Genomic DNA, 26,234 nt, shown 5'->3' on the forward strand with positions numbered 1-26,234 from the left:
TGCTACATATGATGACCTTGAACGATTTCAACCGCTTTCACTACAGGCAGGATTGTCGCGCCCGATTCAATTGAATATTGAACGATCTTTTCAAATACACCTGCGCCGCACCCGAAAGGTGTCGGTTGATCGCCGATATCGTGGGTAGCGAAGATAAGCCATCCACGTTCAACACGATTTTTGTCGATCATTTTCATTATCTCCTGCAGATTTTTATTATTTCTTTTATCGATAAAATAACCTTTTAGGAGATTGAAATCGATCGCAGTTCGATTATTCGTTTGCCCGCCGCCGCGACAACAAACAAAATATCTGCCGGCCGTTCGCTTTGTCAGCGGCTTTGGTACGGCTATTGGATAGGATAACGTCCGGAAGTATGTTCCCGGTAATAATGTCTCGAGAGAATCACGATTCTTTTTTATCGCTTCTTCAAAGTCTTTCGTATTTGTATGCCATGCATCAAGATGTGAAAACGTATGACATCCTATTTCATGCCCTTCCGATACAATATTTTTCAAATCATTGACAGAGATTATTTTCCCCGTTGGCGTCTCTTTGCCAAGCAGACCAAGAGAGATATAAAACGTCGCATGTAAACCGTATTTTCTCAGTATCGCTCCGCCCTCAGTGAACGCCGATGAGGGAATATCGTCGAACGTAAAAGAAATAAGCGGTTTATCCAATAGAAATCGGGTGGATCGTTTAGAGAAAAAAGTGGACCGTATCCTTCTGTATTTATTATATAACCTGTTCCAAAAGGAAGCATGACTCATCTTTTAAAATCCATATCCCTTCTTTTCAATAAATGTTATTCGACCTATATTATACCTATTCTTTCGAATATTTAACTGTTTTTTATCCAATCCCGTTATTTTTTCACTCCCCGGTCCTTTTCTTTTTTACTGTTTTATACCACGATGTCCTCATGTTAAGAAAGAAATTTAAAATAAATTTAGGTATCATTGCCTTCATGCCATGGTGTAATCCAGTCTTTATTGCGAGGTCGCCCAAAAAGGTTAACGGAATAAAATATCGCGGAATCTCTATTTTGAGAAATCCATTATATTTTTTGAATGTCGTCAATGAATCTTCGCCTTTTTTACCATAGACGAATTTTCCGTAAACAAGATAAGAACACCCTTTTTCTGCACAACGTTTTACCGCGGCGGAAAAAAGCGCATTCATGGGGGATTTGTCGCGATGTGATATTTTAGCGATTGTTCCGCTCGTTCTTGCGTATTCGTCTCCATAACATAATTTAATGAATCCGACTTTTTCTTTTTCGTGATACGCGACAAGGAATTCACTTCGTTCCAGATCGGTCGCCCAACCCTTTTTGACGGTACTAAAATCCTTTCCAAAATAAGAATATTTTTTCCCCCTGCGAATGGGAGTCTCATTGAATATATCCATGAGACCCAGAATGAGATTATCATCAAATTTCTCAATTTTGACGTTTATTCCTTTTTTTTCCGATTTTCTTATCTTGTTGCGTACATTTGTATGGATCTGACCGGAAAACCAATCTTCGTATGTTGAGATCGGCAGGGCTGCTATATTGTCCGGTTCTCTATAATACAGATATTTCGGTTCCGTTTCTTCTATATTCTGGACGACCGTCAAAATATCCGCCTTCAATTTCCTTTTTTTAATCTCTTCCATTATTTCAGCAGGATCTTTGACAGGGAATATCCACTCATCTCTAACAGAAATTTTTCTAATTAATTTCCCCTTGCTTTCGAAGCATAATTGTCTGATATCAGCATATTTCATAGATGACAACCTTTACTATTTTTTATTGTTTATACCATGTATGCCAAAAATACCCAAGAAAATAAAATACCATTACCGTTGTCTGTAAAATGATGTTAACTTTATTTTAAAACGTAACCCTTTCCAACTCAATCCCTCATCATTCAACTTTTTAAAAAAGTCTATTTATTATCGATCATTTTCAGAAAATGCGACATAACCTGCCTGAACGGTTGTACTCCCCGAAAGAATATGATCAATGTTAAAACATACACTCCGATAAATACCGGTAATGTGTACAATATATTAATGAGAGGATTTGAGGAGGAAAAGACAAAATTAAGCAATATAAAACATATTACCGCGGCGATTGCTGAACAGACAAAATATTTCCAGATAGTTTTGATTATCATAGAAACTTTCAAGCCTATTTCTTGGCCCGCATAATGCATTCCCGGAAAAACCAGTATATAGATGACAATGATATATGCAACCGCGACCCCCATCACGCCAAAAAACAACCCGATAATATACGAAGCAATATTCAAGATTGAATCAAGGATACCCCAGCGGAACCATTTGTCCGGTCTTCCCAGAGAAACAAAAAGCCAACCCTGGGTTCCATATAAAATCTGCATTGCGGCGCCAACAGCCAGAACAGAGAGAATTTCTCCCGTTTTAAACCACTGTTCGCCTATGATCATTCTGATAATATCTGTGCTTTCTATACTCAGGTAAAAACAAAACGGTGTCGTGAGTATGCATATTGTTTCTATGGCGTTCAGGAAATAACGTATAAAACGCTGGTGGTCATCCTGCAGCTTGCTTAACGTAACGACAGCTACATTCTGCAAAGGGAATATCAACTGATTCAACGGCATGAGAAAAAGACTGTATGCTTTACTGTATAATCCCAACTCATGGGCGCCGAATTTCCACCCGATCAGGGTTTTGTCGATATTTTTCGAAAAATATTTCATAAAATAATAGCCGCTTAAATTCGCACCGAATAATAAAAACGATCTCACACTGGTTTTTCTCGACGGCCTTGACGGAACCCATTTACTTACAATGCAGATGGCGACAAGATAGAAAAAACTATACAGCAGAAATCGAATCACAATAGCCCAGTAGCCGAATTCCAATATTGCGGCTATTATCGCGATGACTGAACTGAGAAATGTTGCTACTATTTCTACGACAGCCACCCTTTTAAAAAACATCCCACGTTTCAGCAAAGCCTGGTGCTGGATCGACAGACAGAGGAAAATAAAATTTGTTGAAAAGATAACGGCTATCATCGTAAGCTTGGGTTCTTTATAAAGCAATGAAATAACCGGTGCAAATACGATTGTTAATACCGCAAATCCAAATCCGAATAATGTATTAATCCAGAATAAATTACTTACCTGTTGATGAGTGATATCCTTTTTTTGAATTGTCGCATCACTCAATCCCATATCCTGAAAAACCATAAAAAACCCTGTCAGCGACGTCACCATGGCAATCAAACCAAAATCTTCGGGAGCCAATATTCGCGAGAGGATTATTGTCCCCCCCATCTGAACAAGATATACGATAAAACGGGATATAACCGTTATACCGCCTCCTTTGATGGCCTTTTTGTTTAAACCGTCCTGCAGATGATCGGCATTAAAATAATGGCTGTATCTGGATTGTCCGCTACTGTTCATATTGTATCACTTTCATAATCTGCTTAATTCACCATCCGGGGTTTGGACCGAAATATCTATAAGCAAGGAATCGCGATTCTAAAACAGCCTCAATTATATATCAAATACTATTCAGAAATCACGCTTAATATCTTTGATAATTCCAAGAATTGCAAGACATCTGCTGAAGTGATCTGTTATTTTAATCAGATACCTGACAAGCAGATGAACACTAATAAAAAATAAAAAGGGTAACATTAGTATATAAAGGATAATTGCCGTCATCGATTTCAACAATATCTTTATTTTCTGAAACCGTGTCGTTTCTTTTTTATTATTGGTAAATGAAAGTACTCCTCGTAAATACGCGCGTTTGAAAAAATATCGTAACGTCATTCTATCCGAAGGAACATACTCATAAACGATCGCTTCATCACACCATAGGAACGTGAAATTTTCCGCGGCAAGCCGCCTGAAAAAATCAACGTCTTCCCCGCCTTCACCGAGTTCCCTGTTGAAATAATGAGCAGCGTCATCGAAGATCTCCCTTTTAATGATGACGTTTCCGGTTCGTGTATCTTTCCAATGAATAAACGTCCCTGTTTCATGTCGGGGTCTCTCGAAAATTTTGCCATTCCCCATCCACAATGGCGGTTTTTTTTCAAATTCAGGAAGAACCGGGCCGAGTACCGCTACGACATCGAACCGCTTGATCGCGTTATAATGATTGCACAGCCAGGTATCGATCGGTATCTCATCATCATCGATGAACGCACAATAATCTCCGCTCGCATTCTGAATCGCGGTATTTCGTGCCAGGGCAATATTTTTCTCCGGGACATTGAAATATTCTATAGCAAGCCTGTCCCCCGTACTGTATTTTTTAACGATTTCCATACCCCTACGGGCGCCGTCATTATCAACGACAACCGTGGAAAATGTAAATTGCGCTTCCGTCTTCTGACATAATAGTTTTTCAAGCAGTCGATCGAGCAGCTGCGGTCTTTTATACGTGCATATACATACGGTAATATGATCCATGGAAAGTAGTATAGCACATATCGGTGGTCATGAATATATATCACCTGTATTCATCACAAACTGCTTTTAATTCCGGTTTCATCACGCATATACCAATGAAGCCGCATCAACATGTATCCGCCACATACATAAAAATCACATCTTTCCACATTCATCAAATATTAAGTGAAATCACTATTGACAGACATTACGACCTTGTATAATTTGATGAGTGAAACGATGAGAACCTGTATCGATAATGTCAGTCATTTATAGGAATAATCTTACCAATTCATGATTACATTCAGGGAAAAGAACCGGACGGGAGTATACGGCACGTGAAGAAGATATTACTCATATCAAACAAACTCATGCATTACAGGGTAAGCGTCTATAATTATTTTTATGATAATTTCAGGAAAAACGGGTATGAGTTCATCGTTCGGGCGGATATGCTTCAGAAGGAGAATACCCACCCGATTAAATTTGATTTCGCGGAAATACCATTTAAATTTCATCTGTACAGAAAAGAAATAAACAGAATAAAACCCGATTTCGTCATTTTCTTTCTGCATCTGAGGGATCTGATCATTTTCCCGCTTATTTATTGGCTGAAATCCAGGCATATTACCGTTATATTCTGGACAAAAGGGAAAAATCTGGATAATCCCGACTCTTTCATCGTCAACACCCTTTATTACCACACCCATAATCAGGTCGACGGTATTATCCTTTATTCGAAAAAAGAACTCGATTTTATTAAGCCCAAAAACCATCATAAAGTCACGTTCGCCAACAATACGATCAATTTTGCCGATTTTCCCGATATAACGGAATCGAAAGAAACGATAAAAAAAGAATTGCATATCCCGTTCAAAAAGGTCGCTCTCTTTGTCGGAAGAATGGAAATCAACAAAGGCAGGAAACGGGCCGATCATGCGATACGGATATTCAATACCCTGACCAATCCCGATTACGGACTCGTGCTCGTCGGTTCCGGTTTTAACGATGAAATGAAATCCATGATAAACAAAAAAAACACGATGTATCTGGGAGAAATCCATGATCCGGGTCATTATAAAATAAGTAAAATATTCAAAATGTCGGATGTTTTTATCATCCCCGGACATGTCGGGCTCGGATTAAACCAGGCGTTTTATTGGGGATTACCGGTGATCACGGAAGAAGGGAAACAGCCGCCGGAAATACATTATCTTGTTGATGGAAGAAACGGTTTTATGGTAAAAGAAAACGATATCGCGGCGTTGAAGGAAAAACTGTTATATCTTCTTGAGAATGATCATATCAGGGCGGAATTCGGTAAAAAGGCGAGGGCGGATATTATAAAGAATGCTTCCATCGAAAACATGTTCAACGGTTTTCTGGAAAATATCAAATTAAAGAGATGAAAAGTATGACTATAAGTATTTTTGGTCTTGGGTATGTCGGATGTGTATCCGGCGCCTGTCTGGCGGATTTGGGACATACGGTTATCGGTGTCGATATCAATGAAACAAAAGTCACAATGATCAATGAGGGCAAAAGCCCCATTATTGAAGAAGATATCGATACATTGATCGAAAAAGTGGTGTCCTCAGGCGCGTTGAGCGCGTCAACGAATACCGTATCCGCCGTTGAGAAGAGTGATGTTGCTATCGTCTGTGTCGGTACGCCTTCGAGAAAAAACGGCAGCCTCGAGTTCAGGGCGGTGATGAATGTCAGTCACCAGATCGGCGAAGCACTGAGAGAGATATCAAAATATTTCGTCGTCATCGTAAGAAGTACCGTCCTTCCCGGTACCGTGGAAAATATCGTCATACCCGCTCTGGAAAAATCATCGGGTAAAAAAGCAGGAACCGATTTCGGTGTTTGTATGAACCCGGAGTTTCTGAGAGAGGGAACGAGCGTCTATGACTTCTACAACCCGCCGAAGAATGTAATCGGGGAATTCGATTCACGAAGCGGTGATGTTGTCGAAAACATATACGGAAAAATTCAGGTAAAAACATTCAGGGTCCCCATAAAAATAGCGGAAATGGTCAAATATTGCGACAATACCTTTCATGCCTTAAAGATCGCGTATGCAAATGAGATAGGGAACATCTGTAAAGAGTTTGAAATCGACAGTCATAAAGTCATGGATATATTCTGTTCGGACACGAAACTCAATATCGCCCCCACCTATCTGAAACCCGGATTCGCTTTCGGCGGATCATGCCTGCCGAAGGACCTGAGGGCGCTGACCTACGAATCGAAATTGCTCGATCTGGAAACACCGGTGCTGAACTCCATATTATCCAGTAATAAAAGGCAGATTACAAAAACAGTAAACAAATTGCTGGAATATAAAGGGAAAGTGATCGGTTTTCTAGGATTGAGTTTTAAAAGCGGGACGGATGATCTGCGGGAAAGTCCCATCGTCGAGGTCATTGAAACGGTTATAGGTAAAGGTCTTACGGTCAAAATATATGACAAAAATGTCTCCATCGCCCGCCTGATAGGCGCAAACAAGCAATATATCGAAGAAGAAATTCCGCATATATCATCGCTTATGGAAGAAAAAATAGAGGATCTCATACGGGATGCCGATGTACTGGTGATAGCAAATAAATCCGAAGAATTTAAAAATGTTGTACGGAAAGCCGGAAAGCCCAAAGTCATCATCGATCTTGTAAGGATTGTCGAGGATACATCCGAAATAAAAGCCGATTACTACGGAATATGCTGGTAACGACGGCCGTGTGACAATCTCGATGACACCGATAGTACCGTTACCGGTATACTGAATGCAGTACATCACAGACACATTCAATCTGTTCCGCCTTTATTTCCGGCCACAATGGCAGACTGAGAATACGTTGAGAAAGCCTTTCTGAGACAGGAAAATCACCCTTTTTATACTGCCTGTATCGATAGGCGGGCTGCAAATGGAGGGGGATCGGATAATGAATACCGCAGGAGATACCGGCTTCAGAGAGTTTTTGCTTTATCTCATCCCGATTTTCTATCTGTATGACGAATAAATGCCAGACGTGCTCCGCCTGAGGCGCGACATAAGGGAGCGTGATGTTCCCGTTATTTCCAAGCAGCTTCACATACATCGCCGCTTTTTCCCGTCTGATATTTGTCCAATCAGCAAGATGCCGTAATTTGATCGACAGGATCCCCGCCTGGATCGTATCGAGTCTGTTGTTGAATCCTTCGATAAAATGCTCGTACTTTGATTTCCAGCGGCCGTGATCGACCAGCATCTTGCAGCGTTTGTATAATTCGGCATCATTGGTGACAATCGCCCCGGCATCGCCGAAGGCGCCGAGGTTTTTACCCGGATAAAAGGAAAATGTCGCCGCGTCCCCGTAAGAGCCCGGTTTTCGTCCCCCCAATGCCGCGCCATGCGCCTGTGCCGCATCTTCAATGACAAAAAGACCGTACCGTTCCGCAACGGCGCATATTTCCGGCATATTCGCCATCTGTCCGTAGAGGTGAACGGGAATGACCGCTTTGATCCGTTTATTTCTGTTTCGTTCGCAATATGCTTCGAGTTTCGCCGGATCGATCGTTGCCGTACGTTCATCGACATCGATAAACCCGACCTCGGCGCCCATGCCGGTGACCGCTTCTGCGGTCGCGATAAAGGTGTTGACGGGAACCAGGACCGTCTCCCCGCGCTCGACACCAAGGGCTATCAGGGTATTCCTGATCGCGTCCGTCCCGTTCGAACACCCGACGGCGTAACCGGTCCCGCAGAATCCTGCGAAACTTTCTTCAAAGGCTTCGACTTCCCTGCCCCCGATATACTGCGAGTTGTCGATAAGTGACGTTATTTTTTCCATAATCTCGGGATAGATCGCATCGATGCTTTCCCGCAGATTCATAAAAGGAACCTTCATGACATCATTCTCCCTCTTCAATTTCATATTCCCCGATATTACGGATATGAGATATGCTGCGGGCCGGGTTCCCGGCTACGACCGATCCCTCCTCAACGTCTTTTGTCACAACGGCCCCCGCACCGACAAGTGCGTGTCTGCCGATCGTCCTGCCGGGCAGCACCGTCACATTCGCTCCGATTTTCGCGTGCTCGCAAATGACGGGTCCGGCGAGGGTTTGTTTGACATTTCTGCTTCGGGGATACTTCGCGTTCGTCAGGACGACATTGGGACCCAGCCAGCAATCGGTCTTCAATACGGAATATTCGGGGACAAAGACCTGGGAATGTATGCGAACGCCGTCTTCGATCCTGATGTGATGCTCGATGCAGGAAAGGCTTCCGATACTGACATTGTCGCCGATCGTATTCGACTCCCGGATCGTGACATGGTGGCCCGTGTTCAGGTTATCTCCAATATTATTGCCCGCGTAAATAACCGTGTGGCTTCTGATTACGGCGTTGTCGCCGATAACCGTCTCCAGTTCCCCCTCCGCCTTTCCGGCCGGCGGGACACCGATAACACAGAACTCGCCGATGCTCGCGTTCTTGCCGATAGTGACATTTCCGTAAACGACCGCCGATTCTTTCATTCTATTTCCCCAATCGTGATTTTTTGGGCACGAACCGAAGATTGACTTCCCTTTCGGTTTCAGCCGATTCATAGATCGCGTTGATGAGTTCAAGGGATTTTCGACCTTCAATGCCGTCGACGAGGGCCCGCCTGTTGTTGATAATGCAGTCGATAACGTTTTCCAGATAACGTTTATGACCGAATCCGTATACATTCGGCGGATTTTCCGCATAATCGGTCAACACCTTTTTTTTCTCTTCTTCACTCTGATCTTCGAATTCCCAGGTAATCATTTTATTGACGGCGAATCCCCCAATGACGACCGTCCCCTTTTCTCCAAGGATCGAAATCGAGCCTTCGAGATCGAGGGGGCGCGTGGCCGTCGTGGCTTCGATAATACCCAGCGCGCCGTTTCTGAATTTGATAATCGCGGCGGCGGTATCTTCGACTTCGATATCGGTAAGGTAATTCATGGTTTTCCCCATTACCGAGACCGGTTCTCCGAGCATCCACTCCAGAAGATCGATATGGTGGGAAGCCTGGTTCGCGAGAACGCCGCCGTCCAGTTTCCATGTGCCGCGCCATTGATCCATATTGTAATAACTTTGTTTTCTCATCCACCGGACCCGGATCGTTCCCAGGAATATCCTGCCGAATTTCCCCTCTTCCACCGCCTCCCTGAGTTTGGCGACCGGCAGATTGTATCTGTTCTGTTTGACGACGAACAACCTGCACCCGTATTCATCGCAGATCCGGATCATCTCATCGGCGTCGTCGAGCTGTAATGCCATCGGTTTCTCGCAGACAATATGCTTGTGATATTTCCTGACAATATCAATGGTATGTGTATGGTGGAAGCCGCTTGGCGTCAATATCGTCACCGCATCGACAGCTTCTTTTTGAAGCATCTCGTCATACGAGAGGTAATATGGAATATTGCCGCAATATTCGGCGGCCTGGACCGCCCTCTTTTTCTGACTGTCGCACACCGCGACCAGTTCCGCTTCCTTGATATCGATGAGTGCGTCAAAATGTCTTTTCGAAATCCTGCCGCATCCGACAACAGCAAACCTGATTTTATCCATGACTGTTACCTCTTGCTAATGATCCAACCGCCGTTTCCGGTCAATTCAGTCAAGGGAGACGCTTATCGTACTCCCCCACGGTATAACAGTATAATTTTTAAGTGTCTCCGTGTCTACAGGTGTCTTCGCCCCGCCCGGACGGTAACACCTGATCTGATGCGTGTTTTCAAGCACCCGGCTGTCTGCCGTGCTATTTTCATACTCGATATCACATGTGAAAAGATCATTCGCCAACGTCATATTTGTAAAGGAGATGCTTCTTCTTGCATGAAACCACATAACGATATCGAGTGCTTTTGTTACCCATACCTTCCTTGCCTTTAAATAGTCGAGAAGTCTTTTATAAAAATTATCCCATAACCGTTCGGGCGCGATGCTTCGCATGTGCCAGATGACCGTAACGGCACCGCCCAAAACAGCCGCTTCGTTGAATATATGTTCGCAATATGCCCATGCTTCGCTTTCCTTAAGATTCATTCTTCCCGGATAAAACATGGTCGAATCCTGTATGTGCATCGGTAGCTCATACAGCCCGGATACGCCCGGAAAACGGAATACCTGGGACGTTCCGGCCCGAAAACCGACGGTTTCGTTATAGCCGTAACTGGAATCGTAAAAATAACCGCCCCTTTCAAGGTGACGTGGAGTGTTTTCGTTAAAAAACAGCCAGTGCATGCGAATCCCGACCTTCCGGTCTCTTCCGATTATTTCACGAACGCGATTCAGTTCGGATTGCGCCGACGATTCGCTGTTCCAGGAATCAAGGCCGTGAACCCCCACCTCATTGCCGCAGGTATCCAGATACATAATCTCATCCCCGATATCGTCGATATCATACCTGGAAGCCCGTCTTTTTACATTACCGGCATTCTGATTTTTTCCCGTACGGCCTTTGAACGGGATGACATAAAACGTCGATGTCAATCCTTTTTCCAGTTTCACATATTCCTTGAATTGATTCCAGAAATCCTTTACCGCACCGGCAAGCACAAAAGGAAGTGAAAAAACGGAAATCAGGTTCCTGACAAGATGGCGGACCGTCCGTTTTCCTCTCACCACATCGAGCAAAGAACCGATCGTCGCCCTGTAGAGATACGCGATGAAGGTCAGGTCCGGGAAGTGCTTTCGGATCGAAACAAAATCGACATCATGGGTCAGGGCGACCATACAGGAATAACGGGGATGAACGGGTGGAATTTCGATAACAGGTATTCTCCCGTAATCGAGAATGACGAGCTTAAGCAGCATGATGTGATAATCCAGCACAGGGATGCATGCGTTCCCGACGGGCTGTCCCTTTAGCAGAAGCCGGGAGATCTCGTCAAAAAGATTGAATCCGATGTGCAGGACGATCATACCGGCTTTCTCCCGCTTCATCATTACCGGCTCGTTTGTTTCCTCAAGCAACAGTCTGGAAGAACAATCACCGGTAAATGTCACCACAGACCCGTATAACGGGACGCTCAGACCATATCCCGACAACCTCACGGGTTCCGTATCGTAGCGCCTGCCGATACGCTTTCCCATCCCCCCCGTTGTCTCCCGTGAACAATAGACGATCAATAATCGCGCATCGATCGCGGTTTCGGGCACCTTTTTCGAACACATTACCACAGGGTACCGTTTACCTTTTTGATACAATTCCCATGGTGTTTTGAATAATTCAAATAGTTCTTCGACCACCGATATTTCGGAATCGGAACAAATTATGCCAATCATCCCATCACCTGCCGTCAAAAAAGATGTTTTCAAATTTTAGCCGGATAATTGAAACGGTGTATCCGGAATGCTTTGATTGAAACGAATCGCTCATAAGGCACCTTACCCCATATACCGGTACATGAACCTTCCTATCACCCTCAAAAGCGAAACGGGGATCAATTTCATATAACGGGCCAGCCGTTTCGAGCCGTAATGTATCGGTTCACCGGCCTTTTTTCTCACATCGACAGTCAGGTAGTTCATTTCCATTATTTCGGCGCCCCATTGCCCCTTAAAGGAGAGAAGACCCCGGTTGTCCGGGGAAGTTCTCCCGAAAGACATGCTGGCATACCCTTTTTCATGATACTTTTTAATGGCATCACACATGATACAATTATTGGGCCGGAGATGATTAAATTTAGTATCGGAGGCACCATATTTATACAACACCTTCTTACCAAAATGAAAGAAAACGGCTCCGGCGATGATATTTTCCTCATGACTCGCTAGCGCGACAACCCCTTTCCCGTTTTTTAAAACGTGTTTCCAGATATTTCTGAAAAAGGAAAACGGCTGGGGAGGAACTCCATGCTTTTTTCTCGTTTTACAATGCAGCCGATAATACGCTTTTAAGCCGTTCAGATTGGTGTGATAGTCAATCTTGACCCCGCATTTCTCCGCTTTGACTATGTTTCTTCTGTTGCAGGATTTATACCGCGAAACGATATTGGCAAACGAATCGTCAAGGTCCACGATATGGTGATAGTATATCTGTCTGTGCCCCTCATATTGCAGGGCAACCTCCTTTATCACGTCGCGCAGTTCGATATATTGCCATCCGGTTTTTTTCGCATATGAGAGAATATGATAAATCATTTTTTCAAGATCAGACGTATCGGAAAAAACAAGCGGGGGGCAATAATCGGAAAAAGGGAGGGAAATCCCGTTTTTTTTCCCGACTATATTTCTTACTTCCAATACCGGGACGATTCCCCTTATCATGTCGTTTTTCTTGAAAATGAAAAAAAAGGGCTTATAATGATATGAATGATTCAACACCTCAAGCCAATACGTCGAATGAAAGAATGTATAATCCGGGTGTGAACGGACAAGGTCGTTCCAGCCCGTATACTGCAATGGATTTATCACCTCAACACATTCCATAGTAACCGAATATTCCCGTCATAAAAGATTTTACCCTCACTATAGAGACTCGCCGCCGCTATGTAAATATCAAAATCAAGAAAGAGTTTCGGTAAAAACGCTTCCCAAAGGAGGGGCATTGCCATAAGATTTTTAATTTTAGCTATTGACGATAATAAATGCCGATATCTCACGACTTTCATTACAAAGTGATAAAATAATAGTATTTGATATTTTCATAAAAATCCAATATAACATATAGTATTGAAAACGACATTTTACTTACTCGTTTGAGAATTTTTTTATATGGATTGTTGCTTATTTTATAGGGAAATTAACATGTTTGATCGTTGATTAACCGGGATGTATACATAATGACAGGGGGAAAGAATTAACTATCACCGGATATTTAATTAAAGTAAAGTTGTTTTTTCATAACAAGAAAAGTGATAGTGTCGTATTCGATAAATAACCTATGCATCATCGAAATACAAGTCACATTCAAATCACGGCCGCGCGGAAGAGTTTTTATAACGTCTATTATTGCTGTAAATCCTATATTCCAAAAAGGATCATGATTGCGGCAAGAAGACTCTATGCGTTTTATAAAAGCAGAAAATATAAAACGATATGGCCGATCGACTTTTCGGCGGACAAAAAACCGGAATGGTTTCACGGATGGCCTCAAAAAAAGCGGTTTGCGGTGCTGTTGCGGCACGACATAGAATCGGAGGTCGGGTACCGGAAAATCAATGACCTCATCGATATTGAAGACGGACTTGGATTTAAATCCGTCTACAATCTGTTGTTTCAAAAATACGAGGTAACCCGGGAGATGATAGACGGTATAAAGAAGAGGGGGTTCGAAGCAGGCATACATGGTCTCACGCATGACGGCAAACTGTATCTATCAAAAGAAATATTCGACAAACGGGTCAAGCTGATTAATCATTATCTGGAAAAACATCAATGTGCGGGTTTCGCATCGCCTTCGAGTTTCCACAATCTCGAATGGCTGCATGATCTGAACATCGAATATGATTCATCCACCTTTGACACGGATCCCATAGAACCTCAAAACGACGCCGTGAAAACAATCTACCCGTTCATGGTCAAGAATTACCGGCAGCATTCCTACATCGAAATTCCTTATACACTCCCGCAGGATTTTACCGTTTTTATATTATTAAAGCATAAAGATATAGATTTGTGGAAACGAAAAGTCGACTGGATTGCGGAAAAGGGGGGCATGGTTTTAGTAAATGTCCATCCCGATTATCTGCAATTTCACGGCGATAAAAAAAGGATCAACAATTATCCCGTCGATTTCTATATCGAGTTTCTTGACTATATAAAAACAAATTATAAAGACCAATACTGGCATGTTTTACCCAGAGAACTGGCCTCATTTTGCAGAAGTGAATGTATAAAAGACTTAATTAACACATCTATACGGATGCCGCGAAATATTCCCTGATAATCCCCGCCGTATATTCTATCTGCTCCCTTTCAAGATGTTCTCCCATGGGTAACGATACGTAATTCCGTGCGCATTCTTCGGCAACAGGATACCTTTTACCGGCGCAATCCAGCCCCCGGTAAGCGTCCTGCATATGCAACGGGACCGGATAATGTATTCCGCAGAAGATTCCTTTTCCTTTCAGATAATCCATAAAATCTTCGCGGTTCTCCGTCATGACGGCATAGATATGGTACACATGTTTCCCGTATTCCGCCTCATACGGCAGCACAATCCCTTCGAAATGTTGAAGAAGCTCATTGTAGGCGGCGGCGTTTTCCCTGCGTCTGTCGTTCCATGCCCCGAGGTGTTTCAATTTGACGCTTAAAATCGCCCCCTGGATCCCGTCCATCCGCGCATTCCAGCCGATCATCGAATGATAATACTTTTTCGACTGCCCGTGGTCCCGCAGCATCCTGCATGTATCGGCATGCTTCCCGTCATTCGTCGTGATTGCTCCGGCCTCGCCGTACGCACCGAGATTCTTCCCCGGATAAAAGCTGAAAGCCCCCATCAATCCCATGGAACCCGCCTTTTTCCCCTTATACTCCGCCCCGTGCGCCTGGCATGCGTCCTCGATCACAACGAGTCCGTGTTTTCCGGCGATTTCCAGGATCGGGTCCATATCGCACATCTGACCGAACAGCTGCACGGGGATGACCGCCTTCGTCTTCTCCGTTATCGCCGCTTCTAGCAGACGGGGATTCATCGTGTATGTTTTGGCATCGATATCGATAAAAACGGGCGTCGCGCCCGCGTAACTGACCGCTTCCGCGGTCGCGATAAATGTATTGGGTACGGTGATGACTTCGTCTCCTTCACCGATACCCGCCGCCAGAAGCGCCAGCCAGAGTGCGTCCGTTCCGCTTCCCACACCCACCGCATAATCGGTTCCGCAGAAAGCGGCGAACTCTTTCTCGAACTCCTCGACAAAGGGCCCCCCTGCGAAAGCGGTTTTATCGATCACCTGTTGTATCGCCTGATGGATTTCGGTCTTTATCGATTCATACTGTTTTTTGAGGTCTAAAAATGGAACATTCATCATCATTCATTCTCTTTTCTTTTCCGTAATATTCTTGCGGGATTACCCGCGACGATCGTATCGGCAGGCACATCCTTTGTCACGACGCTTCCCATACCGATAATCGCCCTCTCGCCGATCGTTATTCCGCATTTGATCGTCGCGCTCGAACCGATCGAAGCCCCCTTTTTAACAAGGGTCGGGATACACATCCAGTCGTCCTCCGTCTGGAGTTCGCCGTTTATATTCGTGGAACGCGGGTATATGTCATTGATGAAGGTGACGTTATGTCCGATAAACACCTCATCCTCGATCGTCACGCCTTCACAGATAAAGGTATGGCTCGATATCTTGCACCGTTCACCGATTGTCACACCCTTCTGAATTTCCACGAAGGTTCCTACTTTGGTCAGGCTGCCGATCTCACAGCCGTAAAGGTTGACAAATCCGTATATTTTGACATCCTTGCCCAACCTGACATCGTCCGCTATCTTCTGCATGTTTTCCATCCGTTATAAATTTATTTTTTTTCCTTCGGCCTTCAGGGACGCGGTTGAGGCTTCCAGTATCCTGACAATCTGCATACCGGCCTCACCGTCCGAAGGAGAAGGCTCCCCTTTTTCGATCGAATCGATAAACTGCTGGCATTCGATTCGCAGCGGTTCGGTCTGTTTTATATGGGGAATATACACGTCACCGTAATGATAGGCAAACTGAAACTCACCGAATGTATCGTAGTGATGGGGAATCTTTACGTGCTGATCGTAAATTTTTATTTTATAAAGGGGTTCCGTGTCATCATAGACGATCATCTTTTTACTCCCGATAATGGTAAACTCGCGTATTTTTCTGGGGTCCAGCCAGCTGCTTTGAATAATGGCAAAAAAATTGTTGCTGAAATCCATGGTGAGGGTGGTGACATCCTCTATTTTGGGATGAATGTGCGCTTTCCCGACGCAGTTTACTGAAACGGGTCTTTCATTAATGAGATAGAGAATAATGGAAATATCGTGCGGGGCAAGGTCCCATGTGACGTTGATATCGTTCTGGAACAGACCCAGATTGAGACGCTGGGATTTTATATACAGGACCTCACCGATGTCCCCTGAATCGATAATCTCCTTTATTTTCCTCACCGTCGCCGTATAGATGAATGTGTGACCGACCATTAACACAAGTGACTTTTCATGCGCTATGTCGTTGAGGGCCTGACATTCTTCGGTCGAACCCGCCATCGGTTTTTCGATGAATGTATGTTTTCCGGCTTGAAGAGCCATCCGGGCGAGTTTGAAATGAGTGGAAACCGGCGTCGCGACGACAATGGCGTCGATACGATCATCATCCACAAGACTGCTATAATCCGTTGTCGTATCGACCTCCGGATAGATTTCTTTCATATGGTTGAGTCTTTTATCATCTTTATCGCATACTTTAATTACCCGGCAATCGGTGAGGGATCTGAAATTCCTGATGAGATTCGGACCCCAATAGCCGCATCCGACAATACCGATATTTACCATATTTTATTTCCTTTTATGTGTATTTAAAGTGAGGCGGTATATTACCCCGCTTTATAACGTCAGCTTTTACCATATCGGTAATCAAAATGGTAAAATATTAAAGAAGTATTTCCTTTTAATATTATTTTGTCAAGGCTGACAGGAATTTTCAGTTTCATTAATAAAAACCGGCATTTTGTTCCATCTTTCGCTACCTGCATCGTTTTACTTAACGTTTGATACGTCCTGTTTGAAACCGGCTTTATCTATGCCCAATCCCTTATTAATAACCGCCGTCTATCTTTTTCTCTTGACCGTTTTTAATTGCCTGTAAAAATCCCACATGTTCGTGTCCCGTGTCAATGACTTGCCGCACGTTGCCACAGCGGCCGCCGGATTCCCCTGAACCATCGTATGCGGCGGGACGGATTTTGTCACGACACTTCCCGCGGCCACCACAGCACCTTTCCCTATTTTAATGTTCGGCATGATTATGACTCCGGGCCCTATGAAAACCTCGTCCCCGATTACCAGAGAAGGTTTCCTGCTTGCCAGATGCTTTTCCCCGAGATTGTCGAAATGGGCGATCAATGTCGAACGAATACCGATGATCACCCTGTCTCCGATGACAATCTTTTCCGGATGTGCCGTGTCCAGAAGAACATCGGTGCCGATAAAGACATCCTTTCCTATTTTTACGCCGCGCAACTTATGAAGCCATATCCTGATTGTCGTAGAACCGGGAAAATTTCTCGCGATCGATTGCAGAAACCTGTTTTTAATCGCTTTCAGGAGAGATTCCTGCGTTAAAATTCTATTCATTTGCAAAAGCCCTCTCAATACCATTTTATGAGGCCTTATGATGTTCGATATATCATCATTATCAGAGTGGGAAAGGAGTGTCAAGGAAAAAGAATCGTTGACTCAAATTGCCGTTTATGACCGGTATCTGAAATAATCGATATCCCCTCCCGTCCGTGCAATATAAATCCTGACTTTTACCGCCGTCACCTGTAAAAAAATATTTTCAATGTTTGCCTTAAAATCGTATTTACGTTTATAATAACAAAAACAGGAAGAATAGTTTGTCTATTCCATGTATGTATGAAACGGCATGAATAATATAAGAAAATATATAACTGACTACTGCGAAAACAATAGATCTTTTAGAAAGGACGACCTTTATCTGCTTGAAACATCCCTGTATCTTGAAGACAGCTTCGGAATACGGCTTGCCGATGACCAGATATGTCCCGAAATACTCAACAATGCGGATACTATTGAAAAGTTCATACGTGAAAAAATAACCTCAAAAAAGGGAAAAAAAGGATTATAAAGAAAGAATGTGCGGGATCTGCGGCGTCGTAACGGAAAACACGGAACTACCGGACATCGGAATATTGCTGAACATGATGTCACGGCTCGTTCATCGCGGACCGGATTCAAGCGGCTATTTCCGTGACCATGATGCGGCACTCGGCCATACCCGCCTTTCGATAATCGATCTTCAGGGAGGAACTCAGCCCCTTTCAAACGAAGACGGTTCTCTCTGGGTCATATATAATGGTGAGATATTCAATTATATAGAACTGGCCGCCGAACTGAAAAAACTGGGACACGCTTTTTCGACAAAAAGCGATACGGAAGTCATCGTTCACGCCTATGAACAATGGGGGACGTCCTGTTTTTCCCGTTTTAACGGGCAGTGGGCGATAAGTCTGTGGGACAGGAAAAAGAAAACCCTCATCCTTTCCCGCGATCGTCTGGGAATACGACCCCTCTATTATACCAAAACCGGAAATAAATTTTTGTTTTCTTCCGAAATCAAGGCGTTAGCCGCTTGTCCGTTTGTCGATCTCTCCTTCGATCCGGCCGGACTGAATGAAGTATTCACTTTCTGGTGTCCCGTCGCGCCGCGGACGGTGTTCAACGGCGTGTATGAACTGAAACCTGGCCACTTCGCAGTACTGAAAAACGGCTCATTCACGGAAAAGCCTTACTGGCAGCCTGATTTTGCAGAAAGGGATAACGAGAGGGAAGGAAGTGAAGGGGAACATATCGAACGATTGAAAGACCTTCTCGTCAAAGCAAGCCGGTTGCGCTTTACGCGAAGCGATGTTCCTGTCGGGGCGTTTATTTCCGGCGGTCTCGATTCGTCGATTACCGCCTCAATTATCACACATTTTACCGGGACACCCCTTCATACCTTTTCGATACGATTCAGTGACATGGCACTCGATGAAGGTCCGTACCAGCGGGAACTGGTAAAAAGACTCGGGACAAAACATGAGGATATCGTGGTTTCAGTCGATGATATCGGCAGGATATTTCCCGATGTCATCCTGCATACCGAACGTCCCATTCTCAGAACAGCCCCGGCGCCCCTTTTCCTTCTCTCCCGCCTGGTGAAGAAAGCGGGTTACAAGGTTGTCGTGACCGGAGAAGGTGCGGATGAAGTGTTCGCGGGATACGATATTTTCAGGGAGGCGAAGGTACGGGAGTTTCTCGCCAGGGATCCTTCATCCGCAAAACGGCGCGACATTCTCCTCAAACTCTATCCATGGATGTCCCGCTCGCCCCAAAGCATTCCGGCTTTCGCCCATCGATTTTACGGTAAATCCCTGGATCTCTCGGATCCCGGACTTTCCCATCGCCCGCGATGGGACACAACGATGATGATAAAAAGACTTGTCACACGGGATTTCCTGCGTGAAATGGAAAAAACCGATGTCGCGCAGGAATTGCTCGGCCGGTTGCCCCGCACTCATGTCAAATGGGACAGCCTCTCTCGCGCTCAATGGCTCGAGATGACGACCCTGCTTTCCGGGTATATCCTCTCTTCACAGGGAGACAGCATGCTCATGGCACACTCTGTCGAAGGCCGGTTTCCCTTCCTTGACAGTGATGTCGTCGATTTTGCCGATAATCTCCCCGCCAGGCGCAAACTGCTCGGGCTGCGGGAAAAACATATTCTCAAAAAGGCGTTTTCCGATCTTGTCCCGGACAGTATTCTTGAAAGGCCGAAGCAGCCCTATCATTCGCCGGACGCGGCAAGTTTTTTCGGCGGACACCGCCTCGAGTGGTTTGACGATATAGTAAACCCGAACGCGATAAAAAAGGCGGGGATATTCAGCGAGGATGCCGTGGCGCTTTTACTTGATAAATGCAGAAACGCTAAAGGGGTAAACATGAGTAATGCGGATAATATGCGTATTGTGGGCATTGTATCGACGATGCTTATCCATCATCATTTTATGAAACACGGGGGTGAGATGTTCCGCAAAAAGAAGATGCCGGTACTCAGGAAAATCGTCGATATGACCTGCAACAAGTAAAACAAGGAGTAACGATACAGATGAAAACGGAATTCGGTTTTGAACGTCTTTTGCTGGATGAAAAGAAAGCAATAGAGAACATTACAAAAACCTTGAGAGAATATGTCAAAACGGAACTGAAGCGGCAGGGACTCGTCGTTGCCCTGTCGGGGGGAATCGACAGCAGTGTCGTCGGCGCACTCGCCGTGAAAGCACTCGGTCCCGACCGGATATTGGGGTTGCTGCTTCCGGAAAGGGAATCTTCTCCCGATACATTACGGTTAGGGAAACTCGTCGCGGACTATCTCGGGATCGAGACGATACGGAAAGACATTACGGGAACGCTGGAGTCGGCGGGATGCTATCGAAAGCGGGATGAGGCAATAAAAGAAGTCATTCCCGAATATACAAAAGAGTATAAAGCCAAACTGGTGCTGCCGGGTATTGTCGAAACCGGAAACCTCAGGCTTTTTTCCATCGTCGTCCAGGCACCTTCCGGACGGATAATAAAAAAACGTTTGACATCAAAAGCATATCTCGGTATAGTCGCCGCATCCAATTTCAAGCAGCGCGTGCGGAAAATGTTCGAATATTACCATGCCGACCGACTCAATTACGCAGTCGCCGGCACGCCGAACCGTCTTGAATACGACCAGGGGTTTTTCGTCAAGCTCGGGGACGGGGCCGCGGACATCAAACCCGTCGCCCACCTCTACAAGACCCAGGTGTACCAGCTGGCTGCCTTTCTTGGAATTCCGGAAGAAATCAGATCGCGTCCCCCCACCACCGATACCTATTCAATGCCCCAGTCACAGGAAGAGTTTTATTTCTCATTACCGTACGACAAAATGGATCTCTGTCTTTATGGAAAGAACAACGGGATTCCCGCCATAAATGTGGCAAAAACGATCGGTCTGAGTGAAGAACAGGTCAACCGGGTGTATAGCGACATCGAACAAAAAAGAAAAACGACACGATACCTGCATCTCCCGCCGCTTCTGATCGAGAACATTGAAATCATCAAGCCTTGACTCGATAACCCGGATATGCATTACCGTCTCGGTAAAAACATCCGCCGTGATTCAGCTTATACAGCGTATTCAACCTTTTCAAGCAGGTTATGCCTACGGGCCGCCTCCGAAGACCTGCAAAGCAGGTCGTGACAGGTGCCGCTAAATCTGTTTCCGCTTGTTCAGCTGTTTCCTGATCAAATCAATAATTATAGCCAGAACCACAGCCAGGATGAATCCGCCGAAGGTCGCCCCGATGATAATAAGCGTTCGATTTGGTCCCGATTTCTGCTTTGGCACTTCCGGCCATTCGATTACCTGAAAAAGCGGTTCCGCTTCCAGCGTCAGTTTCGCTATTTCATATTGCTGGGAAAGGTTTTCAAAAATTCGATTCTGAATATCAAGACTTTGCTGAAGATGCGAGAAATCAAGCGCTATTTCAGGGAGGTCTTTTTTCGGCAATAACGAGCTGTCATACCCGGGCAGCCCTTTCTCGACTTGTTCGATGAGATCGAGGATATTTTCACGTTCCGATTTCAGCTTGGAAAGATGGGGATCCTGCATGGTTGCTATTTTCGAATAGTTTTTTATCTCCATTTCCTTGACGACAAGCTGCGACTGGAGACTCCCGATAATCTCCGCCTGCTGGGTTGCCAGTTCATCCAGCGAGAGGACACCATATTGCTTCTGAATTTGAAGGATTTGCCTCTCCAGTCTTGTTATTTCCTCTCTTATTTCTATTAATTTCTGTTCATAAAGCAGCTTTTTATTTGTGCGCGCGGTAATGAGTTTGTTAAAAAACCAGTCCTGCAATTGCAGCACGATCGCGTTTAGAATTTCATACGCCCTTATCGGGTCCGTGTCCACATAGAGTAAAAAAAGCTCATAGGTTGGCCTGCTGTATTCCGCCTGCAACCTGCCGGTGATCGATCTCCGGGCATAAAGCTGTATTCTGTCTTCAATCCCGTATTTTTCAAAAACATCGTACTCTTCCGCAAGTTCATCGAGAAAAGATCTGCTGTACATAACCCTTATTGCCAGGTTTCCATAATCAAAGTTGCTGCGGGGAAACGCGGATTCAAGTCCCATTGTCTGCCTGAGTGTATCCAGCCCGATATCTTCCTTTTGAAATAAAAGAAGGGCGTCCGCGGTAAACTCATTTGGCAGTGGACTTATCTCGGAAGGGAGCATGATCGATATTATGGTAATGGTCAAAGCACCGACCGCAAACAAAATTGTAATAATAATGATGAATATCTTGTAACGGAGAAGAATCGCCACATAATGGAGAATTATTTCCATTATTGTTTTTTCTTTTGGTTTGCTTTCTCCCGCATTATTATACATGTCGCCATTCATAGCATACAATTATATTAAAAAATGCACTTTATGTAAACTCACGACAATCACCGATTCCTCGATTTCACTCTCATATTCTAATTGAAAATCCGAAGAAAGCACGTAAAGGAGAAATTTTCTCCTGATAAGATTGCTAAAACATTACTTTTAGGTTAAAATACCTATTATGCATTTTTTTAACACGGCAGGTCCCGTCAACGCACTTGATCACTATTGTATCGATCCGCTTCGAAGATTCGATTTAAGCGTTATCCTTAAGCTTATCGAACAGAAAAAATACTTTGTTTTACACGCCCCCCGTCAATCCGGTAAAACCTCGTGCATGCTCGCCCTTACGGATTATATCAACCAGAAAGACCAGTATAAATGCCTGTATATCAACCTCGAATCCAGCTATACCGCCGCCGATGACATAACGGAAAGCATGAAATGCATTTTATCGGAACTCTCTTCAAGGGCCAGGGATTATCTGAACGATTATCTGCCGGAAAAAATAGCGTTCAATCTTCTCGAGGAGCGGGGTCCGAATCTCGCCTTTAACGAACTCCTCACTCAATGGTCGAAAAACAGCTTAAAACCGATTATTCTTATTTTCGATGAAGTCGATTCACTGCAAGGGAAAATCCTTGCCGCCCTGTTACGCCAGTTACGCGCCGGCTACGACAAGCGCCCCCGGCTTTTTCCCCAAAGCGCGATACTCTGTTGCGTGGAAGATATCCGTTACAAAAAAATCGAACTCTCTCCGGGAAACGTCGTCACCGGCGGCAGCATTTTCAATATCGAGGCAAAATCACTCCGACTGAACAATTTCAGCAAAGACGATATCGAATCCCTCTTTCACCGGTATTCGAAAGACACACAGATAAAAGTCGATATGGCTGCGATAAATAAAATATGGCGGCTCACGGCCGGGCAACCGTGGATCGTCAATGCGTTGGGGTATGAAATTTGTTCGGAAATGGTACCCCGGAAAAAGGATATTTCGACAATAAAAGAAAGAGATGTTGATGAAGCGGCGGAAAACATTATCCAGAAACAGGAAATACATCTTCAGAATCTCGTCGAGCAATTGAACCAGGAGGGGGTGAAAAAAATCATATCGCCGATGCTGACCGGTGAGGAGTTTTTCCAGGATATATCGGAAGAAGACTTTCAATACCTCTACGATCTCGGTCTGATCACAATAAGCAGCAGCCAGATCGGCATCGCAAACGAAATATACAAGGAAATCATTCCCCGATCACTTATTTATTCCACACAACTTCTCATACGATACGATCTCGACCTCTTCTCCGAAGAAGACGGGATGCTGAACATGAGAAAAATAATCAAATCATTCCAGAACTTTTACAACAAGTATTTCAGACGATGGGCGGAACGGTTCAGCTATCAGCAGGCCGGCGCATTCCTCTTTTTTCAGGCATTCCTGCAGCGAATTATCGACGGCGGGGGAAAGATACAGCGGGAGTACGGTATCGGAAGAAAATTCACGACACTGACTATTTCATGGCCTTACCGCCAATCGATCCAGAAAAACCTGATAGACCTTCATTTTTTCAAGCCGCCGTTAAAGGAACAGATGAGAAAGTCAGTGGAAGAATTGACGGTGCAGATGAAAGAAAGAAAGATCTCGGACGGCTATGTGATCATTTTCAGCAAAAATCCCGATGAATTATGGGAACAGAAGATTTACAAAAACAATAAAGAAGACGGCCTTATCATCGATGTATGGCTTATATAGCCGCTGAATGGCTTATAAGCCACCATCACGCTGCATACTTTTAACCGTATGATTGATACCTGAAAATTTAATAGCTTCGATAAGACGTTAAAAAGACACCGACTCAACGCTTATAAAAGCAATAGAAGGTGTCTTTTCAAAGCCTTATTCCTGCGAAAATATCTCTGCAATAAGAAGACTCAATTCCTTTTTGGTTTCTTTTGTCTCCATATGTTGTTCCCTGTTTCGTCTCAGCTTGTCGATAACCGATTCGAAGATTAATCCCATAATTGTCGGGATTGTTTTTATCATGATGAATACGTCAAATAAAAAAGACAGCTTTTTACCGTATTTTATATCAAGCCTGACCATCTGGTTGAATGACAGCCTGTTTTTCCCGCTTACCTGCCACAATCCGGTAAGACCGGGAAGCACATCGAATCGATAGCGATGCCATCTCGTATATTCGTTGACCTCATAGGGGATCGGCGGTCTCGGTCCGACAAGACTCATCTCTCCCAAAAAAACATTGATGAGTTGCGGAAGCTCGTCGATGCATGATTTTCGAAGCACATTCCCTCCACGGATGATTCTCGAATCATTTTTACCGTCGAGTTTGGTCATTGGTCTATCACCACCGTTGATGAGTTCTTTCAGGTGATGCGCATGGACATTGACACCGATATTGTGGTGCATGGTACGGAATTTCAGAAGCGTAAATTTGTTGCCCTGATACCCTATACGTTCCTGTTTGAAAAAAACAGGTCCCGGTGACACGATTTTGATATATGCGGCGACAAGGAGGAAGAGAGGGGATAACAACAGAAGGGCGGTCCCTGACAGGAGGAGATCGATAAGTCGTTTCCACAGAGGAATGTCCCGTGAAAAAACGTTCGCCAGCCGGCTTTTAAGCACTTCCGCTTTCTTCATGCAGCGGGTGGTCCCGGTCGGGACAGCCTGCTTCCCGGATATATTGATGACATTATTCTCCTCATCATGTTCACCGGTTCCGGAGGTCGTATTTCCATTCGGATCACCATTCTCGAACCATGAATGCGGATAGGTAAAAATTGTAAAGGGCGGAGCGGGAGAAACCTCATAAATCTTCTTTGCCACATCGATGGCAAACATCCACGCCCCGTCTCCATCTGTCGCATGAAGAATGACACCAAGATAATGATCGTCGAGCCATCCTGCAACATCAACGGTCCGTATACGGTTTTTCAACGTATCGATAATCCTTCGAATCTGTTTTTTGTTATATACTTCATGGGTTTCAAAGAGGACGAGTGAAAAGACATTATTGAGTCTGTCCGCCCTGTTTCTTTCGATATTGAGAAAAAGTCTAAACTCTTTTTTATTTAACACCTTTATATCGACTGAAGATATGGGATTAATGATTTTACGGTCTTTTATACTCCTGTTTCTGTTTACCATTTCTTCCTCCTCATGAAATCGCACATGGCGCACCCCGCTCATCCTTTCATGATATCATTTCATCATAAAAGGCAGCCTTTTGGCCTATGTGCTTTCAACTTATGCATACAAGACAAGAAAAAATCGGAAGTTATGTTTTTATATCCGCCATACACACTTCTCCTTTTTTCGCCTTCCGATTAATGCCTTTTCCCCCCTGACATTAATCACTGCATCTTTTGTATCTACCCTTAAATGGTCTTTTTTATGGAGAGCGTTTAGACATGCATTCCGCATGGTTGCTCAATAGCACTATTTTTTTATTTCTCTTTAAAAATCACTTTACTTTCAATCAATTACCACGCTTCAGGCATATACCCTTCCGCCAAAGTAACAGTTGTAAATATACTTGAAAATTTGAAAAACACAATAATGATAAAGAATGAATTTTGTACCAAATGGTATATTTTTAGTATTATTTTTTACTAGTTCGTTTTCAA

General features: G+C 44.3%; 22 protein-coding genes. 7 read left to right on the forward strand and 15 right to left on the reverse strand.

Annotated elements, in window-relative coordinates:
• Positions 1–2 precede the first annotated feature (2 nt).
• The 4 genes from JW881_03230 to JW881_03245 form a co-directional block, all read right to left on the reverse strand.
• A complete protein-coding gene (locus tag JW881_03230) occupies positions 3–683 on the reverse strand; it encodes a polysaccharide deacetylase family protein (GenBank protein MBN1696506.1) in 681 nt (226 codons plus the stop codon).
• Positions 684–876: 193 nt separating this feature from the next.
• Positions 877–1,773: a hypothetical protein gene (locus JW881_03235; protein ID MBN1696507.1), complete on the reverse strand. Its 897-nt coding sequence runs from the start codon at positions 1,771–1,773 to the stop codon at positions 877–879.
• Between the two features lie 161 nt (positions 1,774–1,934).
• Entirely contained in the window at positions 1,935–3,446 is a 1,512-nt protein-coding gene (locus JW881_03240) for a lipopolysaccharide biosynthesis protein (GenBank protein ID MBN1696508.1), read from the reverse strand.
• A 111-nt stretch (positions 3,447–3,557) separates the two neighbouring features.
• Positions 3,558–4,466, reverse strand: coding sequence for a glycosyltransferase (locus tag JW881_03245; protein MBN1696509.1), 909 nt, complete (start codon positions 4,464–4,466; stop codon positions 3,558–3,560).
• Between the two features lie 317 nt (positions 4,467–4,783).
• Between JW881_03245 and JW881_03250 the strand changes: the two genes are divergently transcribed.
• Positions 4,784–5,854 (forward strand): glycosyltransferase family 4 protein, encoded by a 1,071-nt coding sequence (locus JW881_03250; GenBank protein ID MBN1696510.1) that lies wholly within the window; start codon positions 4,784–4,786, stop codon positions 5,852–5,854.
• Positions 5,855–5,859: 5 nt separating this feature from the next.
• Positions 5,860–7,176 carry a nucleotide sugar dehydrogenase gene (locus JW881_03255; GenBank protein ID MBN1696511.1) on the forward strand — a complete coding sequence of 439 codons (1,317 nt, stop codon included), beginning with the start codon at positions 5,860–5,862 and terminating at the stop codon, positions 7,174–7,176.
• Positions 7,177–7,216: 40 nt separating this feature from the next.
• On the opposite strand, the gene JW881_03260 is transcribed toward JW881_03255, so the two are convergent.
• The 5 genes from JW881_03260 to JW881_03280 all read right to left on the reverse strand — a co-directional run bounded on the left by JW881_03260 (position 7,217) and on the right by JW881_03280 (position 12,897).
• The gene (locus tag JW881_03260) at positions 7,217–8,335 is read right to left on the reverse strand and encodes a DegT/DnrJ/EryC1/StrS family aminotransferase (GenBank protein ID MBN1696512.1); all 1,119 of its coding nucleotides are present in this window, start codon (positions 8,333–8,335) and stop codon (positions 7,217–7,219) included.
• 4 nt (positions 8,336–8,339) lie between these two features.
• Entirely contained in the window at positions 8,340–8,966 is a 627-nt protein-coding gene (locus JW881_03265; GenBank protein ID MBN1696513.1) for a hypothetical protein, read from the reverse strand.
• Position 8,967: 1 nt separating this feature from the next.
• Entirely contained in the window at positions 8,968–10,032 is a 1,065-nt protein-coding gene (locus JW881_03270) for a Gfo/Idh/MocA family oxidoreductase (protein ID MBN1696514.1), read from the reverse strand.
• Between the two features lie 45 nt (positions 10,033–10,077).
• Complete coding sequence (locus JW881_03275; protein MBN1696515.1) at positions 10,078–11,751, reverse strand: hypothetical protein; 1,674 nt, start codon at positions 11,749–11,751, stop codon at positions 10,078–10,080.
• Between the two features lie 102 nt (positions 11,752–11,853).
• Positions 11,854–12,897 (reverse strand): peptidoglycan bridge formation glycyltransferase FemA/FemB family protein, encoded by a 1,044-nt coding sequence (locus JW881_03280; protein MBN1696516.1) that lies wholly within the window; start codon positions 12,895–12,897, stop codon positions 11,854–11,856.
• A 553-nt stretch (positions 12,898–13,450) separates the two neighbouring features.
• Here JW881_03280 and JW881_03285 point away from each other — a divergent pair.
• Positions 13,451–14,353 (forward strand): hypothetical protein, encoded by a 903-nt coding sequence (locus JW881_03285; protein ID MBN1696517.1) that lies wholly within the window; start codon positions 13,451–13,453, stop codon positions 14,351–14,353.
• Here the strand turns inward: JW881_03285 and JW881_03290 are convergent.
• The 4 genes from JW881_03290 to JW881_03305 form a co-directional block, all read right to left on the reverse strand.
• Entirely contained in the window at positions 14,325–15,443 is a 1,119-nt protein-coding gene (locus JW881_03290; protein ID MBN1696518.1) for a DegT/DnrJ/EryC1/StrS family aminotransferase, read from the reverse strand. The two genes, JW881_03285 and JW881_03290, sit on opposite strands and share 29 nt — an antisense overlap.
• Positions 15,440–15,916: an N-acetyltransferase gene (locus JW881_03295; GenBank protein ID MBN1696519.1), complete on the reverse strand. Its 477-nt coding sequence runs from the start codon at positions 15,914–15,916 to the stop codon at positions 15,440–15,442. Before JW881_03295 ends, JW881_03290 begins: the two co-directional genes overlap by 4 nt.
• 12 nt (positions 15,917–15,928) lie before the next feature.
• A complete protein-coding gene (locus JW881_03300) occupies positions 15,929–16,936 on the reverse strand; it encodes a Gfo/Idh/MocA family oxidoreductase (protein MBN1696520.1) in 1,008 nt (335 codons plus the stop codon).
• A 276-nt stretch (positions 16,937–17,212) separates the two neighbouring features.
• A complete protein-coding gene (locus JW881_03305) occupies positions 17,213–17,761 on the reverse strand; it encodes an acyltransferase (protein ID MBN1696521.1) in 549 nt (182 codons plus the stop codon).
• A 268-nt stretch (positions 17,762–18,029) separates the two neighbouring features.
• Here JW881_03305 and JW881_03310 point away from each other — a divergent pair, with 268 nt between their 5' ends.
• The 3 genes from JW881_03310 to nadE are packed head-to-tail and all read left to right on the forward strand — an operon-like array spanning position 18,030 to position 21,260.
• Entirely contained in the window at positions 18,030–18,251 is a 222-nt protein-coding gene (locus tag JW881_03310; GenBank protein ID MBN1696522.1) for a hypothetical protein, read from the forward strand.
• Between the two features lie 7 nt (positions 18,252–18,258).
• On the forward strand, positions 18,259–20,250 hold the full coding sequence (gene asnB / locus JW881_03315; GenBank protein MBN1696523.1) for an asparagine synthase (glutamine-hydrolyzing): 1,992 nt from the start codon (positions 18,259–18,261) through the stop codon (positions 20,248–20,250).
• A gap of 20 nt (positions 20,251–20,270) precedes the next feature.
• Positions 20,271–21,260 carry an NAD(+) synthase gene (gene nadE / locus JW881_03320; protein MBN1696524.1) on the forward strand — a complete coding sequence of 330 codons (990 nt, stop codon included), beginning with the start codon at positions 20,271–20,273 and terminating at the stop codon, positions 21,258–21,260.
• A gap of 141 nt (positions 21,261–21,401) precedes the next feature.
• Here the strand turns inward: nadE and JW881_03325 are convergent, their stop codons facing one another.
• Positions 21,402–22,586 carry a hypothetical protein gene (locus JW881_03325; protein MBN1696525.1) on the reverse strand — a complete coding sequence of 395 codons (1,185 nt, stop codon included), beginning with the start codon at positions 22,584–22,586 and terminating at the stop codon, positions 21,402–21,404.
• A 178-nt stretch (positions 22,587–22,764) separates the two neighbouring features.
• Here JW881_03325 and JW881_03330 point away from each other — a divergent pair, with 178 nt between their 5' ends.
• Entirely contained in the window at positions 22,765–24,339 is a 1,575-nt protein-coding gene (locus JW881_03330) for an ATP-binding protein (protein ID MBN1696526.1), read from the forward strand.
• Positions 24,340–24,483: 144 nt separating this feature from the next.
• On the opposite strand, the gene JW881_03335 is transcribed toward JW881_03330, so the two are convergent.
• Positions 24,484–25,755 carry a sugar transferase gene (locus JW881_03335; GenBank protein ID MBN1696527.1) on the reverse strand — a complete coding sequence of 424 codons (1,272 nt, stop codon included), beginning with the start codon at positions 25,753–25,755 and terminating at the stop codon, positions 24,484–24,486.
• Positions 25,756–26,234 lie beyond the last annotated feature (479 nt).

The sequence above is a fragment of the Spirochaetales bacterium genome (assembly GCA_016930085.1).
Taxonomy (GTDB): domain Bacteria; phylum Spirochaetota; class Spirochaetia; order SZUA-6; family JAFGRV01; genus JAFGHO01.